The organism is Hungatella sp. SB206, from assembly GCF_051132295.1.
Taxonomy (GTDB): Bacteria; Bacillota; Clostridia; order Lachnospirales; family Lachnospiraceae; genus Hungatella; species Hungatella effluvii.
This window is the reverse complement of the sequence record NZ_CP096603.1, coordinates 3,711,633-3,732,020: the sequence shown is the minus strand read 5'-3', so window position 1 is coordinate 3,732,020 and position 20,388 is coordinate 3,711,633. Positions and strand designations below refer to the sequence as shown.

Annotated in this window: 15 protein-coding genes; 3 read left to right on the top strand and 12 right to left on the bottom strand. The window is 49.2% G+C overall.

Annotated elements, in window-relative coordinates:
- Positions 1-4: 4 nt before the first annotated feature.
- The 3 genes from M1L66_RS16320 to M1L66_RS16310 form a co-directional block, all read right to left on the bottom strand.
- Positions 5-832, bottom strand: a complete 828-nt coding sequence (locus tag M1L66_RS16320; RefSeq protein ID WP_187022100.1) for a carbohydrate ABC transporter permease — start codon at positions 830-832, stop codon at positions 5-7.
- 14 nt (positions 833-846) lie between these two features.
- The gene (locus M1L66_RS16315) at positions 847-1,767 is read right to left on the bottom strand and encodes a carbohydrate ABC transporter permease (protein WP_002604185.1); all 921 of its coding nucleotides are present in this window, start codon (positions 1,765-1,767) and stop codon (positions 847-849) included.
- 101 nt (positions 1,768-1,868) lie between these two features.
- Positions 1,869-3,236, bottom strand: coding sequence for an ABC transporter substrate-binding protein (locus tag M1L66_RS16310; RefSeq protein WP_055652703.1), 1,368 nt, complete (start codon positions 3,234-3,236; stop codon positions 1,869-1,871).
- Positions 3,237-3,492: 256 nt separating this feature from the next.
- Here M1L66_RS16310 and M1L66_RS16305 point away from each other — a divergent pair, with 256 nt between their 5' ends.
- Both M1L66_RS16305 and M1L66_RS16300 read left to right on the top strand, forming a co-directional pair.
- Complete coding sequence (locus tag M1L66_RS16305; protein WP_434694162.1) at positions 3,493-5,298, top strand: sensor histidine kinase; 1,806 nt, start codon at positions 3,493-3,495, stop codon at positions 5,296-5,298.
- Between the two features lie 28 nt (positions 5,299-5,326).
- The gene (locus M1L66_RS16300) at positions 5,327-6,931 is read left to right on the top strand and encodes a response regulator transcription factor (RefSeq protein ID WP_434694160.1); all 1,605 of its coding nucleotides are present in this window, start codon (positions 5,327-5,329) and stop codon (positions 6,929-6,931) included.
- A 119-nt stretch (positions 6,932-7,050) separates the two neighbouring features.
- On the opposite strand, the gene M1L66_RS16295 is transcribed toward M1L66_RS16300, so the two are convergent.
- The 5 genes from M1L66_RS16295 to yaaA form a co-directional block, all read right to left on the bottom strand.
- Positions 7,051-9,075: a M56 family metallopeptidase gene (locus tag M1L66_RS16295; RefSeq protein ID WP_434694159.1), complete on the bottom strand. Its 2,025-nt coding sequence runs from the start codon at positions 9,073-9,075 to the stop codon at positions 7,051-7,053.
- On the bottom strand, positions 9,075-9,461 hold the full coding sequence (locus M1L66_RS16290) for a BlaI/MecI/CopY family transcriptional regulator (protein ID WP_187022104.1): 387 nt from the start codon (positions 9,459-9,461) through the stop codon (positions 9,075-9,077). The genes M1L66_RS16295 and M1L66_RS16290 overlap by 1 nt, the downstream gene beginning before the upstream one ends.
- A 176-nt stretch (positions 9,462-9,637) precedes the next feature.
- The gene (locus M1L66_RS16285) at positions 9,638-10,495 is read right to left on the bottom strand and encodes a nitroreductase family protein (RefSeq protein WP_434694158.1); all 858 of its coding nucleotides are present in this window, start codon (positions 10,493-10,495) and stop codon (positions 9,638-9,640) included.
- 62 nt (positions 10,496-10,557) lie between these two features.
- Positions 10,558-11,991: a D-alanyl-D-alanine carboxypeptidase family protein gene (locus M1L66_RS16280; RefSeq protein WP_434694157.1), complete on the bottom strand. Its 1,434-nt coding sequence runs from the start codon at positions 11,989-11,991 to the stop codon at positions 10,558-10,560.
- Positions 11,992-11,993: 2 nt separating this feature from the next.
- Positions 11,994-12,743 carry a peroxide stress protein YaaA gene (gene yaaA, locus M1L66_RS16275; RefSeq protein ID WP_187022107.1) on the bottom strand — a complete coding sequence of 250 codons (750 nt, stop codon included), beginning with the start codon at positions 12,741-12,743 and terminating at the stop codon, positions 11,994-11,996.
- Positions 12,744-12,971: 228 nt separating this feature from the next.
- On the opposite strand from yaaA, the gene M1L66_RS16270 reads away from it, so the two are divergent.
- Positions 12,972-14,027, top strand: a complete 1,056-nt coding sequence (locus tag M1L66_RS16270; protein WP_434694263.1) for an RNA-guided endonuclease TnpB family protein — start codon at positions 12,972-12,974, stop codon at positions 14,025-14,027.
- Positions 14,028-14,215: 188 nt separating this feature from the next.
- On the opposite strand, the gene M1L66_RS16265 is transcribed toward M1L66_RS16270, so the two are convergent.
- From M1L66_RS16265 to M1L66_RS16250, 4 genes are all read right to left on the bottom strand, one after another.
- Entirely contained in the window at positions 14,216-15,526 is a 1,311-nt protein-coding gene (locus tag M1L66_RS16265) for an amidohydrolase (protein ID WP_434694156.1), read from the bottom strand.
- A gap of 143 nt (positions 15,527-15,669) precedes the next feature.
- Entirely contained in the window at positions 15,670-17,682 is a 2,013-nt protein-coding gene (locus M1L66_RS16260) for an ATP-binding protein (RefSeq protein WP_434694155.1), read from the bottom strand.
- Entirely contained in the window at positions 17,664-18,479 is an 816-nt protein-coding gene (locus M1L66_RS16255) for a substrate-binding periplasmic protein (RefSeq protein WP_434694154.1), read from the bottom strand. The genes M1L66_RS16260 and M1L66_RS16255 overlap by 19 nt, the downstream gene beginning before the upstream one ends.
- Positions 18,480-18,516: 37 nt before the next feature.
- Positions 18,517-20,388 (bottom strand): extracellular solute-binding protein, encoded by a 1,872-nt coding sequence (locus M1L66_RS16250; protein WP_434694153.1) that lies wholly within the window; start codon positions 20,386-20,388, stop codon positions 18,517-18,519.

The window sequence follows — 20,388 nt, the reverse complement described above, 5'->3', positions numbered from 1 at the left end:
CATTTTACCCCTTAATTCCGCTGGCTGCAACGCCTTCCACGAAGAACTTCTGACAGCTTAAGAATACGATGACAACCGGGATCAGGGAACAGACGGAAGCCGCCATGATCCATGCGTAGTCGGCGCCATACTGGGATATAAACATACGGATACCTAACTGAATTGTCTTCAATTCCTTTGTCTTTAAGTAAATGAGGGGACCCATGAAGTCGTTCCACACATTGGTGAAGGTGAAGATCGTCAAGGTCGCCATCGCCGGTTTTCCCAGTGGAAGAACGATTCTCCAGAAGATGCCGAACTCATTTAAACCATCGATTCTGGCGGCCTCGCAGAGTTCATCCGGGATACTGATATAGAACTGACGGATTAAGAATACGCCAAATGCGGAGAATGCCTGCATCAGGATCAGTCCGATATGAGTATCATTTAAGCCCATCTTGGAGATCAGAATGAACTGAGGAATCATGTATACCTGCCACGGAACTGCAATGGTAGTAACATACATCAGGAAAATTAAGTCTCTTCCCTTGAATTTCGTCTTTGTGAAGCCGTAAGCCGCAAGACAGCTGGTGAACAGCTGGATTACGGTGGTACAGATTGTCAGCTTCGCAGTATTTAAGAAGAAGGTCGTAAGCGGAAGCTTTTTCCAGATAATCTGGTAATTGTTCCAGTGTATGGTATCCGGCCACCATTTCATGGGAATGGAGAATACGTCCTTGTTAAGCTTTAAGGAGGAAATCACCATCCAGTAGAAAGGAACCAGCATGAATAAGGACAGTAAAACTAATAAAATATAGATCAAACCTTTGTATGATTTCTGTTTTGTCTGCATACCGTTTCCCTCCTTTACATTAAGTCCTGAGACCATTTTTTCTCACCGGCGAACTGAACGAGCGTGATGACAAGTACAACGGCGAAGAGAATGATCGCGCCTGCGCTTGCCGGCCCCAGCTGCCAGCTGGTAAATGCTTTTTCATAGATGTAGTTGACCAGGGTCTTGGTTGCATTGCCAGGGCCGCCGCCGGTCATAACGTATACTAAGTCGAATACCTTGAAGCACTGGATCGTCAGCATGATCAGGACGAAGAATGTGGTAGGTGTCAGCATCGGAATCGTAATGTAACGAAGCTTCTGCCAGCCGTTGGCCCCGTCGATGCTGGCCGCTTCGTAGAGGGAGCTTGAGATTCCCTGAAGGGCTGCTAAGTAAACGATCATGTAATACCCCATGTATTTCCAGATGCTGACGATGGAAATGGCCACCATGGCCCAATTCACATCGACCACCCAGCGGGGCGGATTGGCAATTCCTATGAATTTCAGGAACTCATTAACCGGTCCGAAATCCGGCTGAAACAGCATGTTCCAGACAGCTCCCACCGCCACGATGGAGGCAATATATGGGAAATAGATTGCCGTACGGAAAATGGCGATTCCTTTCAGCTTATTGTTTAAAAGGACGGCCAAAAGCAGAGAAAGCACCAGGGTCGGAAGGACCGTCATGAGTGCGTACTCGATGGTGTTCCAGAAGGACTTCATGAATATTTCGTCCTGAAATATCTGTGCAAAATTGGCAAGTCCGACAAACTCCATGGGAGCCTGGGAGGCATCCCATTTCATAACACTTAATACAAAAGAAAAACATACGGGAATGAAGATGAAAATCGCGTAACCGATCAGATTCGGCAGTATGAACGCGTAACCGACCATATTGTCGCGGATTACTCGTTTCTGACGCGAGGAAAAACCTTTCTTTTTTTTCTCTTCCATTTATTATACCTCCTGGCTTCTGCACTTTTTCCCATAAGAAAGAGCGCTCACTATAATAAGTTTACAGAGGCGCTCTTTCTGTCATGGGAACCTGTTAATAATTAGTTCCAGCCCTTTATTTCTGCTACACGTTTGTTCAGTTCTGCAATACCATCATCGATGGAGTAAGCCTTGATCATGATCATCTCATGTACTTCGTCTAATGGCTTACGGATCTCTTCGATCTGCGGATCAAGAGGACGGTCAAATGCGTAATGTGTATAAGTTAAAGCTTCCTTGTTGCTGTCGCCTTCCGGGAAATACTCTGCGGATGCGATGGTGTTGATGGATTCGTCTGTCTGGATGCCTGTGAATACGCCCTGCTCAGCAAGAATGTTGGCTGCTTCTTCAGAGGATGCAAACTTTACGAAATCCCATGCTAAATCTTTCTGATCTGTATAAGCGCTGATTCCGATTGGTGTTAAAGCACCTACGGTGTAGCCGGATTCTGTATCTTCCGGATGAGGAATTCTTGCTACGCCCCAGTTGAAGTCTGTCTCGCCTTCTGCCTGAGCCTGCATCATGGTTGCGATGAACCAGCTGCCCATCGGCATCATGGCACACTGCTGATTTTTAAATACAGATGAATAATGAATGTTGGCTGTCTTTAATGTGGAGTAGTCCTGCATATAACCATTTTCCTGTAATGCAAGTGCTTCCTCATAATATGGCTTTAAGAAGGAGTAATCTTTCTCAACAACGGTGTGCTTTCCGTCCTGTACTGCCCAGTTGGTAACGAGCGCCTGCCATGTATGGTCATGTGTTCCGTATACCTTTGCACTTCCCTCGCCGGAGGTCATCTTTGCTGCCAGTTCGTCGTACTCTTTCCATGTCATGTCGTTGGAAGGATACTCAACACCGGCTGCGTCGAATAAATCTTTGTTATAATATAATACGTACCAGTCTGAACGGTATGGAAGTCCGTAGGTAGTGTCGTTGTACATTAACTGCTCTGCCGCACCGCTGTATACGGATAAGTCCAGATTGTCCGCCTTGATCATCTCATCTAACGGAAGCAGCTGGCCCTTGTCTGCCATCTGAAGCATGGAGCCCATGTCCTTTACCCAGATAACATCCGGATCGGCCTGAGCAGCAGATAAGCTGATTCCCAGGGAGTTGTTGTACTCGTCTGCGGAAGTGTCGATTACCTTGATCTCTACGTTTGGATTCTTTGCTTCATATGCTTTTACTACTGCGGAGAACTGCGGGGTTGTATCGTAATCCCATGTGGTTACAGAAAGAACCTGCTTCTCACCGCTTGCGGCCGCTGTGGTCTCTTCCTTGCTCTCAGCTCCTGCCGCTGTTGTGCCCTCTTCCTTCGCTGTCGTCTCAGGTGCCTTTGTTGCTGTGTCCTTGCTTCCGCATGCTGCGAGTGATGTACATACCATACCGGCTGCAAGTGTCAATGCTGCAACTCTCTTTAACTTCATGTTAAAACCTCCCTATTCTTGAATCACAATTGTTTGTGTTCCTTTGATGACATAAGAATACCAGATTTTTCCCTTCCGTGAAATTAACGATTTTTATAATTCTGTTACTATTTTTCTGATTTGGGGAAATGGAAAAGAGAAAAAATATAATATTTACAGATTCTTGTATTTTTTTCATATCAGGCCTTTCTGGCAATTGAAATCCTGCTGTTTTATTAGTATGATATCCATAAGAATGTGGAGAAAGGGTTGGAATATGAATAAAGAAGAGAGACAGAAAAACGGGAAAATGCCGAAGACATTTCAGAAAAAACTGATCTTATATAATATGCTGGTCATCATCTGCATCGCGAGCGCGGTAAGCTTCTATAACTATCGCTCCTATTGCCAGGATGTCATCATCAGCAAGACCAATAACTCCGCAAACCGTGTCCGCACCCTGTCTGAACGCCTGCAGGTTGCATACGATGAGATGGTGAATATCGTATTAAACTGCGCGGAGCGCAAGTCGCTGTTCTTCGCCACCACGCTGGACAGCCCAAACAAGCCTTATAATACCTCCATGGCCGTCTACGCCTCCGATGTGCTCCGGGATTTCTGTGCCATCTCCGGTTACAGCAGGTACATCAATAAAATCGTTCTCTACCATAACGGTCTCGTCCTTCAGGCCGGGAATTCCTTCGGCGCGTCCATGGATGTGGAAAACATTATGAAAGCCCCATGGTTTTCCTCCCTTTTATACAGAGAGAACGCTCAATATACCCTCTCGCTGGAGGACAATCCGTTCAAGTCCGGCAAAGGCCGGCCCACAGTACCGAAGCTTCTTCCGCTTCTCCGCCCCCTCCAGTACAGCGCACGCAACAAGCCGGAGGAATCCTGGGTCTTTTTAGGGATCGCGCCCACCCTGTTCTCCGACACGTTAAAAAGTCTGCCTTCGGATGTCCTCGTATACGCGGTCACCGAGGGCGGGGATATTATCGCCTCCACCGACAGAGAACAGGAATTTGATACCGCTCCTATTATTGCCAGCCTACTGGCTTCCAAAGAGCAGGAAGGCAATTACCAGATGAAGCTCCATCACGAAAACTGTGTGATCACCTATACGAAGCAGCCGGTCAGCGGCCTGCTTTTCTTTGAAATCCGGCCAGAGAGCCGGATGCAGCTGGATCACGGCGTCATCAGGAGAACCGTTCTGATCATATTTTTCTTCTGCATCGCCATCGGGCTCACTCTCTCACTTCTGATCTCCCGCCAGTTAGGCGCGCCCATCAGCCGTCTGACGAAGCGCCTGGAGCTGATATCAAAGGGAGATTTCGAACCGGATCACTCCATTGAGACGGACGATGAGATCGGTATGATCGGGCGGCAGATCAATCAGATGTCTGGACGCATCTCCAACCTTTTAGAGACCAGGGTAGAAAGTGAAAAGGAGAAAAAAGATATGGAGATCAAGATGCTGCAGGCGCAGATCAATCCCCATTTCCTCTATAATACGCTGGATTCCATCAAATGGATCGCCACCATGCAGAAAAACAGCGGAATTGTGTCCGTAGTCACGGCCCTATCCTCGCTGTTAAAGAACATGGCGAAGGGCTTCAACGAGAAGGTCACGCTTCGCCAGGAGTTGGATTTTCTTCAAAATTATGTTATTATTGAGAAGATTCGGTATATTGAACTGTTTGACATCGACATTATTGTCGATCAGGAGGAACTCTACGACGCGAGGATCATCAAGCTGACGCTGCAGCCCATCGTGGAAAACGCCATTTTCAGCGGCATTGAGCCCAGCGGGCGAACCGGTCTCATCACAATCCGCGTCTGGGTCAAGGCCGGTGTCCTGCATATATCTGTCACGGACAACGGCATCGGCATTTCTCCAGAAAACATTGAAAAACTGCTGACCGATACCTCCAGAATCACCCGCAGCAACATGAGCGGCATCGGTCTTCCCAATGTAGACCGCAGGTTTAAGCTGGTCTATGGCGAGGATTACGGCCTTACGATTGAAAGTGTAGTTGATCAGTATACCACTATTACCATAACGCTGCCGCTGGAATTTTAGAGGCTGGCCGCGGGGAGGAAAGTAAAATATGTACAGAGTTATTATCGTGGATGATGAACCGCTTATACTGGCTGGTATTGCATCTCTTATCACCTGGGAGGAGTATGACTGTACCATCATCGGCAAGGCCACCAACGGCCCGTCCGCTTTCGATATGATCATGGAACTGAAGCCGGATATTGTCATCACCGACATCCGGATGCCGGTGTTAAACGGACTGGAGCTGGTGGAGAAATGCAAGGATGAAGGCTGTACCTTCTCCTTCATTGTACTGACGAATTTAGAGGAGTTTCATCTCGTTCGGAAGGCGCTCTCCCTGGGCGCCTCCGACTATCTCGTCAAGCTGGATTTGAATGAGGAAGCGCTCGCTGCCTCCCTGGCGCGGGCCAAAGACGCCTGTGAACTGCTCGTAAGCCAGAAGCAGCACCAGCTACTGAATGATCTGATAAAGGACAATCAGGAGAATTTGTCAAAGAACTATTTAAGCCAGCTTCTGCTGTCTGGGAACGCCCCGGAAGTGCCGGATAAGGTGAAGGAGGAGTATCCTGAACCATTTCTTCTTCTCTTCTCTGTAAGTCCCATCAATATCGCTTTTGAAACGGATGACGATCCTTACGATTTCCATCAGATCAGCAAACAGCTGATGGATATCCTGGGCGGAATCGCCACCAGAACCTTCCTGCGCCACACGCTTCTGGAGTTCCGGACGGATACGTACTTACTGGCCGCTTCCTTAAAGGACGGCGATGTGTTTGAGACGGTTGTATCGGAATTCTGTCAGAAGATGGCGGTGGCTCTAAAGACGTATTTCGAGTTCAGCGCCGTATTCGGTGTGAGTACAAGGAAAAAGGAGATCCCGCTTCTCACAGACGCGCTGGCAGAGGCGCAGACCGCGCTGGAAGTCTACTATTTCGAGTCCAGCTCCCCGGTGGTCTTCTACCAGGGGCAGAGGTATCACATGAGCCGGGCAAAGGATTTCAATATCAATATTTTCAAAAAAGATTTATCCGCCGCGATTGCGCAGAATGACAGCGATAAGCTGGCGGCCGTCTTTGAACAGATCATCACCCTGTTTAAGGAAAACCAGCCGGGCAAGGAGCAGGCGGCCAGCGCATGCATCAACCTCTATACGTATCTGTATTCCTATTTCGAGAGTGCGGACAACAGCTACGGCGATATCTTTCCTTACGCCATCAATGTGGCGGGGCGGCTCTATCAGTTTAACAGCCTGGCCGATATACTGACATGGCTTCAAAGCTTTTGCAGCAAGCTCTGCCGCCTGTTGAATGACCGCAAATCCACCCGCTCCGACAAGCTGGTGGAGCAGACCAGGGCCTATGTGGACGAGCATTATATGGAAAAGCTGACCCTGGCCGATATCGCGGACAGTCTGAATATCAGCGCCGGCCATTTGAGCAATACCTTCAAAAAGCTGACCGGCAGCACCCTGTCCGATTATATCGCCACGGTGAAAATCGAACATGCCAAGGAACTGATCGATACTCACCAGTATCTGATGTATGAGATTTCAGATATGCTGGGGTTTGATAACCCCTATTATTTCAGCAAGGTATTTAAGAAAGTGACGGGAATCTCGCCAAGAGAACACGAAAACAGGACGCCTGCCTCGTGAAAACCGGCTCGTAAAACCTGTCTCATATAACCTGTCTCATAAAACGACGGGGGCGTCTCCGGTACCATACGTTTGCAGTATGGACTGGAGACGCCCCCGCTTTTTTCGGGATATTGCAGTTAGAAGTCGTCGTCAGCGCCTGGGATCAGGAACAGGAAACTCTTCTTCCCTTCCCTGTAGGCCCGTTTGGCCAATTCCTCACACTGATAGGAGTTTAAGGCTTTTACGGCGATCGCGAAAACCTGCTCCCGTCCGTCTTCGTAGGCCCGGTATGCATATTTTATCTGGTCTTCCTCGGGGAAATCTGAAAACAGGATGGAAAAGAAAGAGATTTTTTCATCTTGATACGCCTGCTCTCCTGTCTCTTTTAAGTGATCCCCGTCTGCCTCATCCATGAGAATGCTGAAAAATGGGACCTGGTCATCCTGATAGGCTTTTTTCAGATACTGGCGCCTCTCCTCTGTCGTCAGAAGCTGATCTGACAGACTGAAACAGGGAATATTCTTCTCCTGATAAGCCCGGTCGATCATCGTGTTCTGCGTCTTCTTCGATGCTTTTTCCAGCACAGCAGAATAGTAGTCTAACTTATTTCCTTCATAAAATTTAACGGCCAGCTCATCGTATGTCTCCCGATAGGGACCGTCCACTCCCACCACGACCGGATTCGTCATGATGAAGTTTGTGACCCACTGATTGGTGGAATTCTCTTCTGTCTTGCGTTCCTCCAGAATGGCCAGACGAATGGCTTCCAGAACCTCCGGATCATCTGCATACTGTTTCATCTCTTCGATAAAGGACACCGTATATACTTCTCCGGCCGTGACCTGGCGGGTTGTCTGATACAGGGAGGAATCGTTGTTCCACGCCAGACGGATTCCGTACTTGTTTACGAAAAAGCCTGTGACTTTAAAGCTGTGCCGCCATTTTTTGCTTTCGGGATTCGTTGAGTCGTTGAGCCAGGCATCCTTCCTCTCTGAACTTTTTTGTATCTGCAGGCCTGTCTCCTGCGCTCCTGCTGAAAAACCGCCGAGGGCCAGAAGTGAACCGGTTAAAAGTGCGGTTATCATGAGCGATGCCATCTTTTGAATTCTTGTGGTCTTTCTTGTCTTCATAACAGCCTCCAGTCTTTCTTTAAGCATATGGGTATTTTCACAGAGCGGCATGGAAACCGCGTGTCCGGCCGTTCCGGTTCCCTTCAAAGAGAAAAGGAGCGTATCGCCGTAGGCCATCCGCTGTTCCGCGGACAGGCCGGAAATCGCTTTCTCGTCGCAGGAAAGCTCACACGCGTGATCGCATTCCCGGCGCATAAAATAGACGAGCGGGTTAAACCAGTGGATGGAGACAGCAAGCTGAATCAGCCATTTATAGAGAATATCCTTCCGCTTGTAGTGAATCAGCTCGTGGCGGAAGATATCGTATAGCTCAGACGGCATAAGGTCGATCTCCGGAAGCAGAATACAGGGCTTTAAAATCCCCGCCAGCATGGGAGAAAACGTTTCTTTGCAGTAATACACCGGGATCCTGCGCCGAATCTTCAGTTCCAGCGCCACACTGCGGCAGATTCCGGCGGCCGCGGTGTCTTCTGCGGACACCGAGACCGACCGGAGAAGCTTTAAACATCTGCGGTACGCGAAGATCTGGCGGCAGAAAATCAGCAGCGCGGGGATAAACCAGATGACCCACAGGAAGGAAAACGCCCGTGAGCCGACGGCGGCTATTGCAACAGGATTACTGGAAGGCTTCTGCGGCCCGGAATCGCCTGCCATGAACGGTTCTTCCAGGTCAGACATCTCGTCATCGGGCTGCGCGTATCCATCATCCATCGGAGAAACGGGAACCGTAGAAACCGGAACTGGAGAAACCGGAACTGGAGAAACCGGATCCGTAGAAATCTGATCTTCGGGAGCCATGACAGCAGAGACGCCTGCGGCCAGACGCTCCGAGCCCCAATCGGCGGCGCGGCCGATCATGCCGGGAGCCGGGGACAGTGGAATCAGCAGTCTCACCACAGCCAGCAGCCAGATATAGTACTGCCATGACTTGCTGAACCGACGTTTCCACAGCGGCCGGCACAGGAACAGTGCGGCGATAATGACAGAGGCCGATAAAGAAACGGATAAGTAGAGGTAAAAAAGCTTCTGCATCAGGACTCCTCCTTACACTTCTCCCAGAACCGCTGCAGCTCATCCGCCGCTTTGGAGTCCAGCTGCTCCTGACCAAACAGGGAGGTGAGCAGATGCTTGACACTGCCGCCGAAATATTCCCGTACAAACGTATGGGCCTGCCCTGACAGATACTCTTCTCTTGTCACCGCAGCCCTATATTCGCTCATTCTGCCGCGGCGGGTGGAAATGATAAATCCCTTTTCAATCAGACGGGTGATAAAGGTGCGAATCGTGGTCCGCTTCCAGCCCCGCCCGTTCTCTTCTGCTTTTTCTAACAGCTCGGCGATATAGATGGATCCGCCGCTATTCCAGATAATTTCCATAATTTCTTTTTCCGCATCGGACATTCCCTGTATCTCTTCCATAATAGCACCTCTTTTTTATTACATGATGTAGTCATGCTTTGATATTACATCATGTAGTCATTAATGTCAACACAATTGTGGAAATAATGGCCGAATGCACAAAGGGCCGGGACGCATAAAAGTCGTCCCGGCCTGCTGATATCACTGATATGGTTCAGAGAAAATATGGTTTTTTGTTACAGACTGCAGTATCCGACGATCTCACAATCTGCCGGAAGCTCATACCCGTTCAAACTACCGATGGTCCACTCTGTCGGGAATGGACGGCGCTCGTCGAGAACCGCCGCAAAATTCAGCATGACAGCCCCGCAGTTTAATCTGGCGTCGACTTCTCCGGTCATGGAGTCCATCATCTTCACCAGGATTGCTTTTCCATCTGCCAGAAGGAGGCGGAAGGACTGGCGGTTTAAAAAGGTAGGCGCGTAGCTTGCCGCATATAAGGCCTCTCTGAGACCGTCATCGATATACATCTCATCTAAATCGGCATCTTTTCCCCATGCATCGCCGTATACCATCTGTGCAAGGGAAATCTTCGGGGCGAGATGGCCCTCTCTCGTGATGACATCCACATCGGAAATACTTCTGATATGCAGTCTCGTTAAGCTTCGCTCTTTTTTTCCATAGCCAAAGGCTGTGACGGCGGCTACCTTTTTGCCATCCCCAATTTTTAACGCCACACGAAGCGCCGGATCGTCGTCAACCGTCAGCCAGCAGCTGTCGAGTCCCAGGTCGGTCATGTGAAGTATCATATCTTCATTCATATAGCCGGCGTTTTCAAGATATCCCGGCTTCACTTCCGACAGGAGAAGCAGGTAGGCCGGCGCTTCGAACGTAAGGCCTTCGTATCCGGCATTCCCCTGAAGCTGGCCGCATTCTGATCCATCAAGTATAACAATGTCTGTTTTGATATCTGGTACAAGACGCCTGCATTCTGCAAAATACTTTGTGAGTGCTGCTTTCACTTCACCGGATACTGGTTTGTCCGTAAATTCTCTGATTGATTTTCTGGCTTCCGCCGCTTTTCTATAATCCATATTGCCCTCCTTGTTTTGTCATTCTTTTTTTATTATAACACTACCCTTCCTGGCAGGCAAGATTAATGCCTGCGCTTCTTCCCGGAAGAGCCCTTACGTTTGGCAAGCAGGGCCTCGAATTCTTCCGCCGAACAGCCGGATTCCTGCATCCACTGCTCTCGGCGGTGTTTTCTCACGGCCGCGGCTCTCGCCTCCCTGATTTTCTGCCTCTTTAAGAAGAAGAGAATACCGCATGCGACGGCGGCCAGTGCAGCGGAAGCTCCGGCCGCCAGGAGCCAGCCGCGGGACAGATTCATCCGGAAGCGCCCGCCGGAGGCGGCCTGGTCTGACAGGCCTTCGGGAACGGCGGATCTGGTGAGACGGCTCCTGACCGCGGGATTGGGGGTGATCCAGGCGTGGCCGACCGTCCGCTCTCCGTATAAGTAATTCACCGTGACCACGGTTCCCGACGGAGTCAGGGACGTCTCATCATAGCTCACAATGGGAACGACGACAGACAGATCCGCCTCCTTCGGCAGCACGATCCGGCTGTTCTGGTTCAGCAGAAGAAGCGACTGATCCGTATTGGAATCCGAGTAGGTCAGATGATTCTCCGGTACGAGACTGCCTTCATAGTCGGTAAGCTTCATGGACTGAAAGCGGCTGAAACCGAAATCCAGCAGCTTTTTCGTATCGGTATAATGTGTCTGATGGCCGTTTAAAATGACAGCGATCAGCGTCATATCGTCTTTCTTTGCATACGTCACCAGCGTGTTGCCGGCCAGTGAAGTAAATCCAGTTTTCCCGCCGAAAACCCTGGAATCATAGGCGGCATCGTTCTTCTTAAGCATCTTGTGACCAGGCGAGATTGTCTGTCCCTCGGGAGCCTTCTGGGAGGGCGGAATCTTATAGACTCTCGTCCCCATGATTTCAACGATCTCGGGATAATTCAGCGCCGCCCGGGCGATCAATGCCATATCGTATGCCGTCGTGTAATGCTCCGGATCGTTTAAACCGCTGGGATTGACGAAATTAGACCCGGTACAGCCCAACTCCTCTGCCTTTTGATTCATCAGCTTTGCAAATTCTTCCGTGCTTCCGGCCGCATGCTCCGCAAGTGCATTGGCCACCTCATTGGCAGAATGCAGGATCAGGCCGTACAGGCTGTCCTTCACCGACATCCGGTCTCCCGTATCCATGCTCAGGCTCTTGCTCCCCTGTTCCACGTTGTAGACCGCATTCTGTGAGAATTCCACCGTTTCATCCAGTTTACAGCGGTCCAGCACTACCTGAGCCGTCAGTAGCTTCGTGATGCTGGCCGGATAATACGCCTCGTTGATATTCTTTCCATAAAGGATCGTTCCGGTTTCCGCGTCCATCAGGATTCCGCCATCCGCCTCGATGGCCACTTCGGACGGCCAGTCTGCCGCCCCGTACGCTGTCGTGGGCATGAGGCCCGCAAATACCACTGCCATACAGAGTACAAAATAACTCCAAATGTTCTTTTTATGCCGCATAATCAAGTCTCCTGAACATAAACATATTCATTTTCAAAGGAATATTCTTCCCGGTAACGGTATCCTAATGCATAAAATTCCTTTAGCTCTTCGGCGGTCTTTACGCCGTTTGCGGCCATGAAACGCACCATCTCGCCCCTCGCCATCTTCGCGGCGGTCGCTCTCACACGGACCTTTCCCTCCTGCTCTGTGCCGAAGACACAGGTGATGAAGGTGTCGGAAGCGGTAAGCCAGGGTTCCACCGCGCGGCTGTACTCTTTCGATGCGAGATTGACAATCACGCCATCCCCATCTGCCGTCAGCTCCTCATAAAGCCGGTTTCCCCAGAAACCATACAAATCTTTCTTTCCATCGACCGGGAGTCTGGCCTGCATCTCCAGCCTGTATGGAACAACGCCGTCACATGCCTTTAAAACGCCGTAAAATCCGCTGAGTATCCGTAAATGTTCCTTCACATATTCCCACTGGGAACCGGTAAAAATATCGGGAGCCATGGACTGGTACTGGAGGCCGACATAAGCCAGTACGGCCGGTGTCAGGCTCCTCTCTAAATCCATTGTCTGGTAACGCTCGTAATTCTGCCTTGTAATCGCGTCATTGGCGCCGAACAGCTTCTTCAGCTGCTCCATGGAATACGCCTTTAAAATATCGTGAAGCCGTTTCGCATCCTCTAAAAAAACAGGCATGCCCGTCTCCTCTATGATGTCTGTCTGTACCCGCATCTTCTTGGCCGGGGATATGATAATTTTCATAAACTGCACATGGAGACTCGTGCCTTTAGACATGAGAGGAATTGTGCCCCTCCTGACTCTTTCGCAAGCTCCTTCTCCTTTTTGTTTTTTAGCTTCTCGAACGTTTGTTTGATTTTTACTTCTGATTGTGGTAAAATATATTCAGTCCATAATCTATTATGAGGTATAAAATCTATGAAATCTATTACTATTACTGCTAAAGTCAAACTATACCCTACATCAGAGCAGATGTTTATTTTGAATAAGACACTGTCCGTTATCCGGGATGTGCTGAACTTTGTCTCCGCATTCGTTTTTGGACAGGAAGGCATCCGCTATCTCGAATTAAACCATGCCTTATACTACCCGGTCAGGCAGCAGTTTGGACTCCGCTCTCAGATGACACAGAGTGTATTTAAGACCGTCCTTGCAAAATATAAATCCATGAAAAGCAATGGACACCCCTTTTCGAAAGTATCTTTTCGAAACTTCGAGTATGATCTGGTCTGGAACCGGGATTACTCCATATCGTATCAGTCCGTCAGCTTAAATACCCTTTCCGGCAGATTACATATCCCCTTTGAATCGAAAGGGATGGAACACTGGTTTTGTTCCGGAGGACGCTTTGGCACTGCCAAACTGATTCGAAAAAACAGGAAATATTATCTGCATATACCGGTCACCCTGGAAGTTGAGAACAGGAATATCTTAAACCATATCGTTGGAATTGATCTCGGCGTGAACCATTTGGCAGTTTCCTTTGATGATGAAGGGAACACCAGATTCTTTTCCGGCCGCGCAATCAAGGAAAAACGTGCAAAAGCCCTTGCCCTGCGCAAGCGCCTGCAGACATGTGGAACAAAATCAGCAAAGCGTAAGCTGAAAAAGCTCCGTGAGAAAGAAACCCGTTACGTAACTGCGGTAAATCACGCGGTTACGAAGGCACTTATCTCACAGTATGGAGCAGGTACGCTTTTTATTATAGAAGATTTAACCGGGATTCGTACTGTCACGGAGCACGTCCGTTTAAAATCCCGATACGTAATAGTCTCCTGGGCGTTTTACCAGTTCCGGGAGATGCTGGAATACAAAGCTGCGCTGTCGCATTCAGAAGTCCTTGCGATAGACCCGAAGTACACCAGCCAGAGCTGTCCGGTCTGCGGTAATGCAACAAAGGCTAACCGTAACAGAAAGAAGCATGAATTTTGCTGTACTGTCTGTGGTTACCGGAGTAATGACGACCGTACCGGAGCCATAAACATTTACCGTAAAGGATGTAACACTCTGTTCGCAGAGGCCTGTTAGGCAGAACCGAAGCAGGCGGGCTGCCGTCAATCAGCCTATTGTAGCCAATGTTTGAGGTAGGAGACATGAATCACATGTCGTACTACGTGTAGTTGAGTTACAAGCCCGTGCCTGGGTCTGCCCCACTTCATCGGGCATTAGACATGGGTAATTGACTCGTATTCTCCTTGTTGTATAGTCGTAACTATTCAGCCGTGCAGCGGCTCATCCCGCAGTAAATCGTAAGCAATGGCGGAAAATACCCGTATTCCTTCTTCCAGCACCTTTTCGTCGAAATCGAAATCTGCCGTATGCTGCGGCGCTTCCATGGCCGTTATATTCCGCATGCAGATGGCCTGGCCGCCATGAGACTGAACACGGTTCATCATCAGAGATATGTCCTCGCTGCCCCAGTTTCTGGCGCAGCGCACACTGCTGACCCGGATATCAGGAAGCTCCCGCTCAATAACCGCAGCGGCCCTGTCTGCCAGCGTCAAATCGCTGTGGTGGGAATCGGCGGCGCCCATGCAGATCATCTCACAGGTACAGCCGTACATGGCTGCAGCCGCCTCACAGACGCGTCTGGCGTTCTCTGCCATATACTCGTTGATCTCAGTCGTCTCCCCACGCAGCTCTATCTCCATTTTTGCGTAATCGGGGATGACATTTCTTCCGGTGCCTGCGTGAAGCGTCCCCACATTGACCCGGCTGGAGCCTTCGCTGTGACGCGGAATCGCCGCTAACCCCATCGCCGCGCAGGCCGCCGCCAGAAGGGCGTTTCGTCCCTTTTCAGGGAAGCCGCCCGCATGGGCCGGTGCACCGCGGTAGAGGATGTCGTACTTGGTGGTCGCAAGGGAGCCATAGGTCGCCGGAGTCACCGCTCCGTCATCGGGGCCGTCTAAAGGCGCAAGATGCGTTCCCACGAAATAATCCACATCGTCCAAATGGCCTTTGGAAACGATGGCTCTGGCTCCCCGCACGCCTTCTTCGGCGGGCTGAAAGATCAGTTTTACCGTTCCGTGCAGCTGTGCCCGTAGATTCATGAGCACTTCCGCCACGCCGAGGCCGATAGCGGTATGGCCGTCGTGGCCGCAGGCGTGCATGACTCCGGGGCACTGCGATGCAAAGCCCTCCCGCGCCGGTCTGTGGCAGGCGTTTTCATCCTCCAGGACGCCGAGGGCGTCGATATCAAAACGGAGGGCGCATACGGGTCCCCGCCCGCAGCGCAGGATTCCGATTACCCCGGTGTATCCCGCCTCCATCTCCTCTGTCAGGTATGTAAAGGGCGTATCCCAGCCTTCCCTGACCAGCTTTGCGTGTTCCCGCCGTGCCTCTTCGGATGGAAGGCCCATTCTGGCTCCGTCATCCACCACCTGGCGGCCAGTCAGCACTTCATAGCCCAGATTCGTTAAAATCCCGGCGATGACGGCAGAGGTGCGCATCTCCAGCCAGCCCGTCTCCGGGTGCCGGTGCAGGTCTCTTCTTAGCGCCACGCTTTTCTCATAAAGTTCCTTTGCCATAACTGTGATCTGATCTTACATCTATCTTCATCTTTCATCTTTCTTCTTTCGTATTTAACAGTTCCCTAAAATATTAACATAGGAAACACAGAAAAGCAATTGAAGGAACATAAATTTCTGACCTGCCCCTGGACATAATATGATTATTTAGAATTTTCATTTTTATTCAAAAGACATTTCTTAAGCACAGCATAGAGCAGTTCAATATCCATTGGTTTTGCAAGGAAATCATTCATGCCAGCTTCTTTTGCCATATCCCGGTCTTTTTGAAAAGAGTTGGCAGCTAAAGCAACAATAGGAATTTTTGCTGCGTCTGAATGACCGGAGGCCCGTATGGCTCTTGTTGCCTCCAGACCTCCCATATTCGGCATCCTCAAATCCATTAAAATGAGATTAAAATATCCGGGGGCACTTTGTTCAAAGCACTTGACTGCTTCTGCTCCATCCACAGCATGCTCTGTGCGTATTCCCTTCAGGTTTAAAATCTCTATCGCGATCTCTGCATTAATGGCATTATCCTCTGCCAATAGAATTCGTACATTTTTTAAATCGAAGGAAGGCTCTAAATGTGTGTTTAATTCTATGGGCTTTCCAAAACTAAGGGGAATGGAAAAGAAAAATTCGCTGCCCACATTTATTTTACTCTTCACTTTCAAAGTGCCGCCCATGAGCCGGACAATATTCCGGCTGATGGGCAAGCCCAACCCAGTCCCCTGACTGCGGATCTGATTGGCTCCGGCCTGCTCGAAGGATTCAAAAATGCGCTCTAAATCCTCTGCTTTGATACCAATGCCGGAGTCAGAGACACGAAACAGATAAATGGCCTCCTTGTCAGTGGTTGTGGTTTCCTCCACTCTCAAATATACTCTTCCTCCTGGTGATGTAAACTTAATGGCATTGGAAATCAGGTTCATCAAAACCTGCTTTAGCCGGATCGCATCACCCTTCAAATCGGAATGCTTGAAATTTGTTTCACAGCAAAGCGTTATTTCACGCGCCTGTGCTTGTGTCTGCATCATGCTGCAAAGTTCATCAAGCTGCTGCTGTAAGGAGAAATCTTCTTTTGCAATAGTAAGCATACCGTTATCAATTCGGCTCATTTCTAAAATATCATTGATCAACCCTAATAAATACTGTGAAGTTGAACTTAACTTTGCCAAATTTACTTTTATACTCTCGGGGATATTATCCTCCATTGCCATGAGTGTTGTCGTTCCTACAATGGCGTTCATCGGTGTACGGATTTCGTGGCTCATACGGGAGAGAAATTCACTTTTTGCTCTGCTGTCCGCCTCTGCTTTCACAATGTCTTTTTGCATATTAGCGCTTTTTACACGCAGGTTGGCTATGACAATAATTGCTATTATGACCAGCAGTAAAAAAGTTGAGATAGCGGTGATTGCTAAAATGGGATTGGTCTCCACAAAATTTTTCAGTGATACATGAGCGTCTCCGATAGAAACCAGATTATGATCCAAGAGGGAATTTCTGTCTTCCTCGGATAAGCTGTTGATGCCTTTGTTCATGATGGACAACAGCTCTGGATTAGCAGGCATAGGCATAGCAAAGCTGATATTCATGCGGTTTGCCGATAAGGTAACAGGAACTACGTTGGCATAGATGTTGTCCTGCATCATCTGTTCCACCCGTGCGGAAAGTCCACAAGCAAAATCCACCCTGCCTGTATTCACTGCAGACAAAACCTCTTCAATGGTTTTAAAATACGTAATTTTGCTTGCTTTTGCATAAGAGGGCAGTTGGCGTCCCTCTAAAAGGCCGCAGGTTAATCCGTCTGCCGGATAGGTCACGGCCCGGTTGCGCACAATTAAGTCACTTAATGCGGCGTAGGACTTGGTCTGTACCAATTCCTCTCTCATGGTCTCTGCCGCATCATCGAAAAAAATGCCGGCCATATCGGCTTTACCTTCGATAACGAGTTGCTGCGTATGAGCATAGGAATCTGCAATTATGTAGGAGAACTCGATACCATATCGTGCAGTTATTTTTTTCAGCAGCTCTGGGACCAGTCCAGTATGATCACCGTCCTCGTAGCCAATGCAGTATAGCGGATGAAAATGGTCAGGAACCGCCACAGTTACCGTACCTTTCTGTTTGATATAAGATTTTTCTTCCTCGATCAGCAGAAGGTTTTCCACACTTGTATCATTGAAATACCGTGTATATACTTCTTCGGGAAAATGTGATCCGATAACATAATACGCTCCATTGCCCAATTCAGTTGGTTAAGCAGTTCCCTATTGTCCGGTTGCGCAACCAGATAATGAGGCTGCGCATCAAAATACGCAACCGCACGATACTCTCCCGTATCATCCGTTGCATTCCCTAGTTTCAGGTCGATTTTTCCGGCCTTCAAATCCAAGTTGATTTGATTAGCGGCAACTTCTTCGGAGGTATATGGTCTAAGTGTGTAGCTTAAGCCATTGGTAGAAAGAAACGCTTCCAGCCGGCGTATATTATCGGTTGCCCGCTCTACAACGCCTATGGTTTTCCCGTTTAGATCCCTTAAATCATAACCTTTAATGTTATCGTTATCCTGACGAGTCAGCAATACCGCTTTGGTATTGCCGCAGCTATAATCCGGGTAGGCAAAGTATTTTTCAAACGCCTCAGAATAGTATGTACCGCCCATAAGGTCATATTTACCGGCAATAAACTCTTTCGTCATATCGTTGGCATCGACATCAATAAATTCGTATAACCAACCGGTGTATTTAGCGATTTCATATAGAAAATCAACCACCAGACCGGAGCGGTTCCCGTTTTCATCGGTCATGGTAAATCCTTCGGCTTCCGGAAACGGAACCCGAATCCGAACGGGAGAATTTCCCGCAGCAGAAATTGGCATGGCGCTTGAAATTATCGCAGCAAGCAGCAAAACGGAGGCCAATAACTTTATGATGTTCTTTCTTTTTTTTCTCATCAAATATCCCATATATCCTCCTCCCCCATACCTTGTTCCAATTTTTTTCTTATTTTATATCCCATATCAAGGCAAGTCGCTTATCCTTTGGCGGCGAGATGGTGCCTGCTTGTCTGACAGCGGCAGTAACCAAATCAATATTACTGCCAGCCTCACTATGGGCGCTCAGGGTGGAAGAAATATATGCTTCATCGATGGAGGTCGCCCAAGCGGCTACAGTATAGAATTTATCATCTTCGATTTCGCTGCCATCCGCCAAGGTCAATTTGATCACATTTTTATCCCGTTCCCGCCAGGGGGCGTATTCCATGGCAAGGCCGGAAAATGCGTATAAGGCGTTGATCTCCTCGCCGTTAATTATGGGGTGCTCCATAAGTTTTTTCAGGCTGGCACCGGTAATCTCATAGGTAGTAAGATAGTCCTCAGCGCCCAGTCCACGAAGGTAAAAACTATATGGCATGGTCAAATCGCCGGCATAAATTTTCGCTAAATTTCCTTTATAATAGATGCCGTGGGGGATGAGGGCAATCTCCGCTCCGGTTGCGGAGCGCATGGTGTCGGCAATAAAAAAGCTGGTCTCCAATATGGTAAAGTCCTCGGCAGCGGTTCCGGCGGAGGACTTCGTCTCCTGGACCGCCGAGATGCTTTCAACCATGGCATCTGTTTCGGCCAGAGTCTGCTCCAGGGTCAACGCGCCCTCCAAATACGCCTTCAGGGTTTGGTTGTGAAGCTCGTTTCCGATTCTGTCCGCATAGAAAATCTGCCCGTTTTCAATGCATGTCTGCACGTCCCAATATTCTTTCCGAAAATTTGCCTGAACGGATTTTACGCTGCTCAGCCCTGAATAGACCTCTAACAGGGCCGTCTGCCCCTCATTGGTGCTGAGAAACGTGAAAATGTCCAGCAGTATCTCCTTTTTATCACGATCCTCCATGGACGCTTTCGACAGCGCCATACAGCGGCCTGGCGCCATCTGCATCCAACGCTCTCCGTGTGTATCGGAGGGGTAGCCAAAAAAGCCGACTTCACATTCCGGCTGTTCGTCCTCGTACAGAGAAAACATGGTCAACTGTTCCGGCAGCATGGCGATCTCACCTGCGTAGAGAGCATGGCGGTTTTTCGTCAGGCTGGAGGAGAAGTCGTCCTCCGCTATGATTCCTTTATCATAAAGCTTTTTCAGTTCCTCGAAGTATGGCTCAAGCAGCCCCGCACAGGAGGCCTGACCACTACAAAAAAGTTCATATTGCTCCCTCTTTTCCGGAGTGGAAAAAACGGCGCGGTTACTGAACCCAAGGCCTACCCCGTCTGGAGAATACTTAAAACAGGGGACAAAAGGACGGATGCCCTTTGCAGAGATTTCGTCGCACAGCGTATAGAATTCATCGATAGTCTGCGGAATTTCCCAGCCATGGGCTTCAAACAGGCTTTTGTTGTAAAAGATGCCGTGTACCGAGTTGTTGATGGGGAGCTGATACAGCATTCCATCGACGCTCAAATCATTCAGCACAGATTGGTAGTATCGGGAGGTGAAATCCTCTGCTGATACATCATAAAAAACGCTGTTGCTTACCCCCGAATCCTTGATATAGCCAGTAATGATAATATCCTCCAAATCCTTCTGCACGCCAGGATGCTTTGCATGCTCTTCCACATTAGAAATGCTGATCTGATTCAGGATGACAATGTCTATATCGGGAAATGCCGCCTCAATGGCAAGCTCCATCGGCTTTGTATTGCCGGGAGCGTATGCGCCGATGGTAACAATGGTTTTCTCAAAATTCACCGGCTCATAGGTCAAAATCTCGTTGTCCGCGCAGAACCGTGCCTCTGCCTTTGATCTGCCTGGCACATCGCTGCAGCCAGTCATTCCCAACAGCATGGAACCCGCAATAAAGAAGCAGAATAGTCGTTGCCTTTTCAT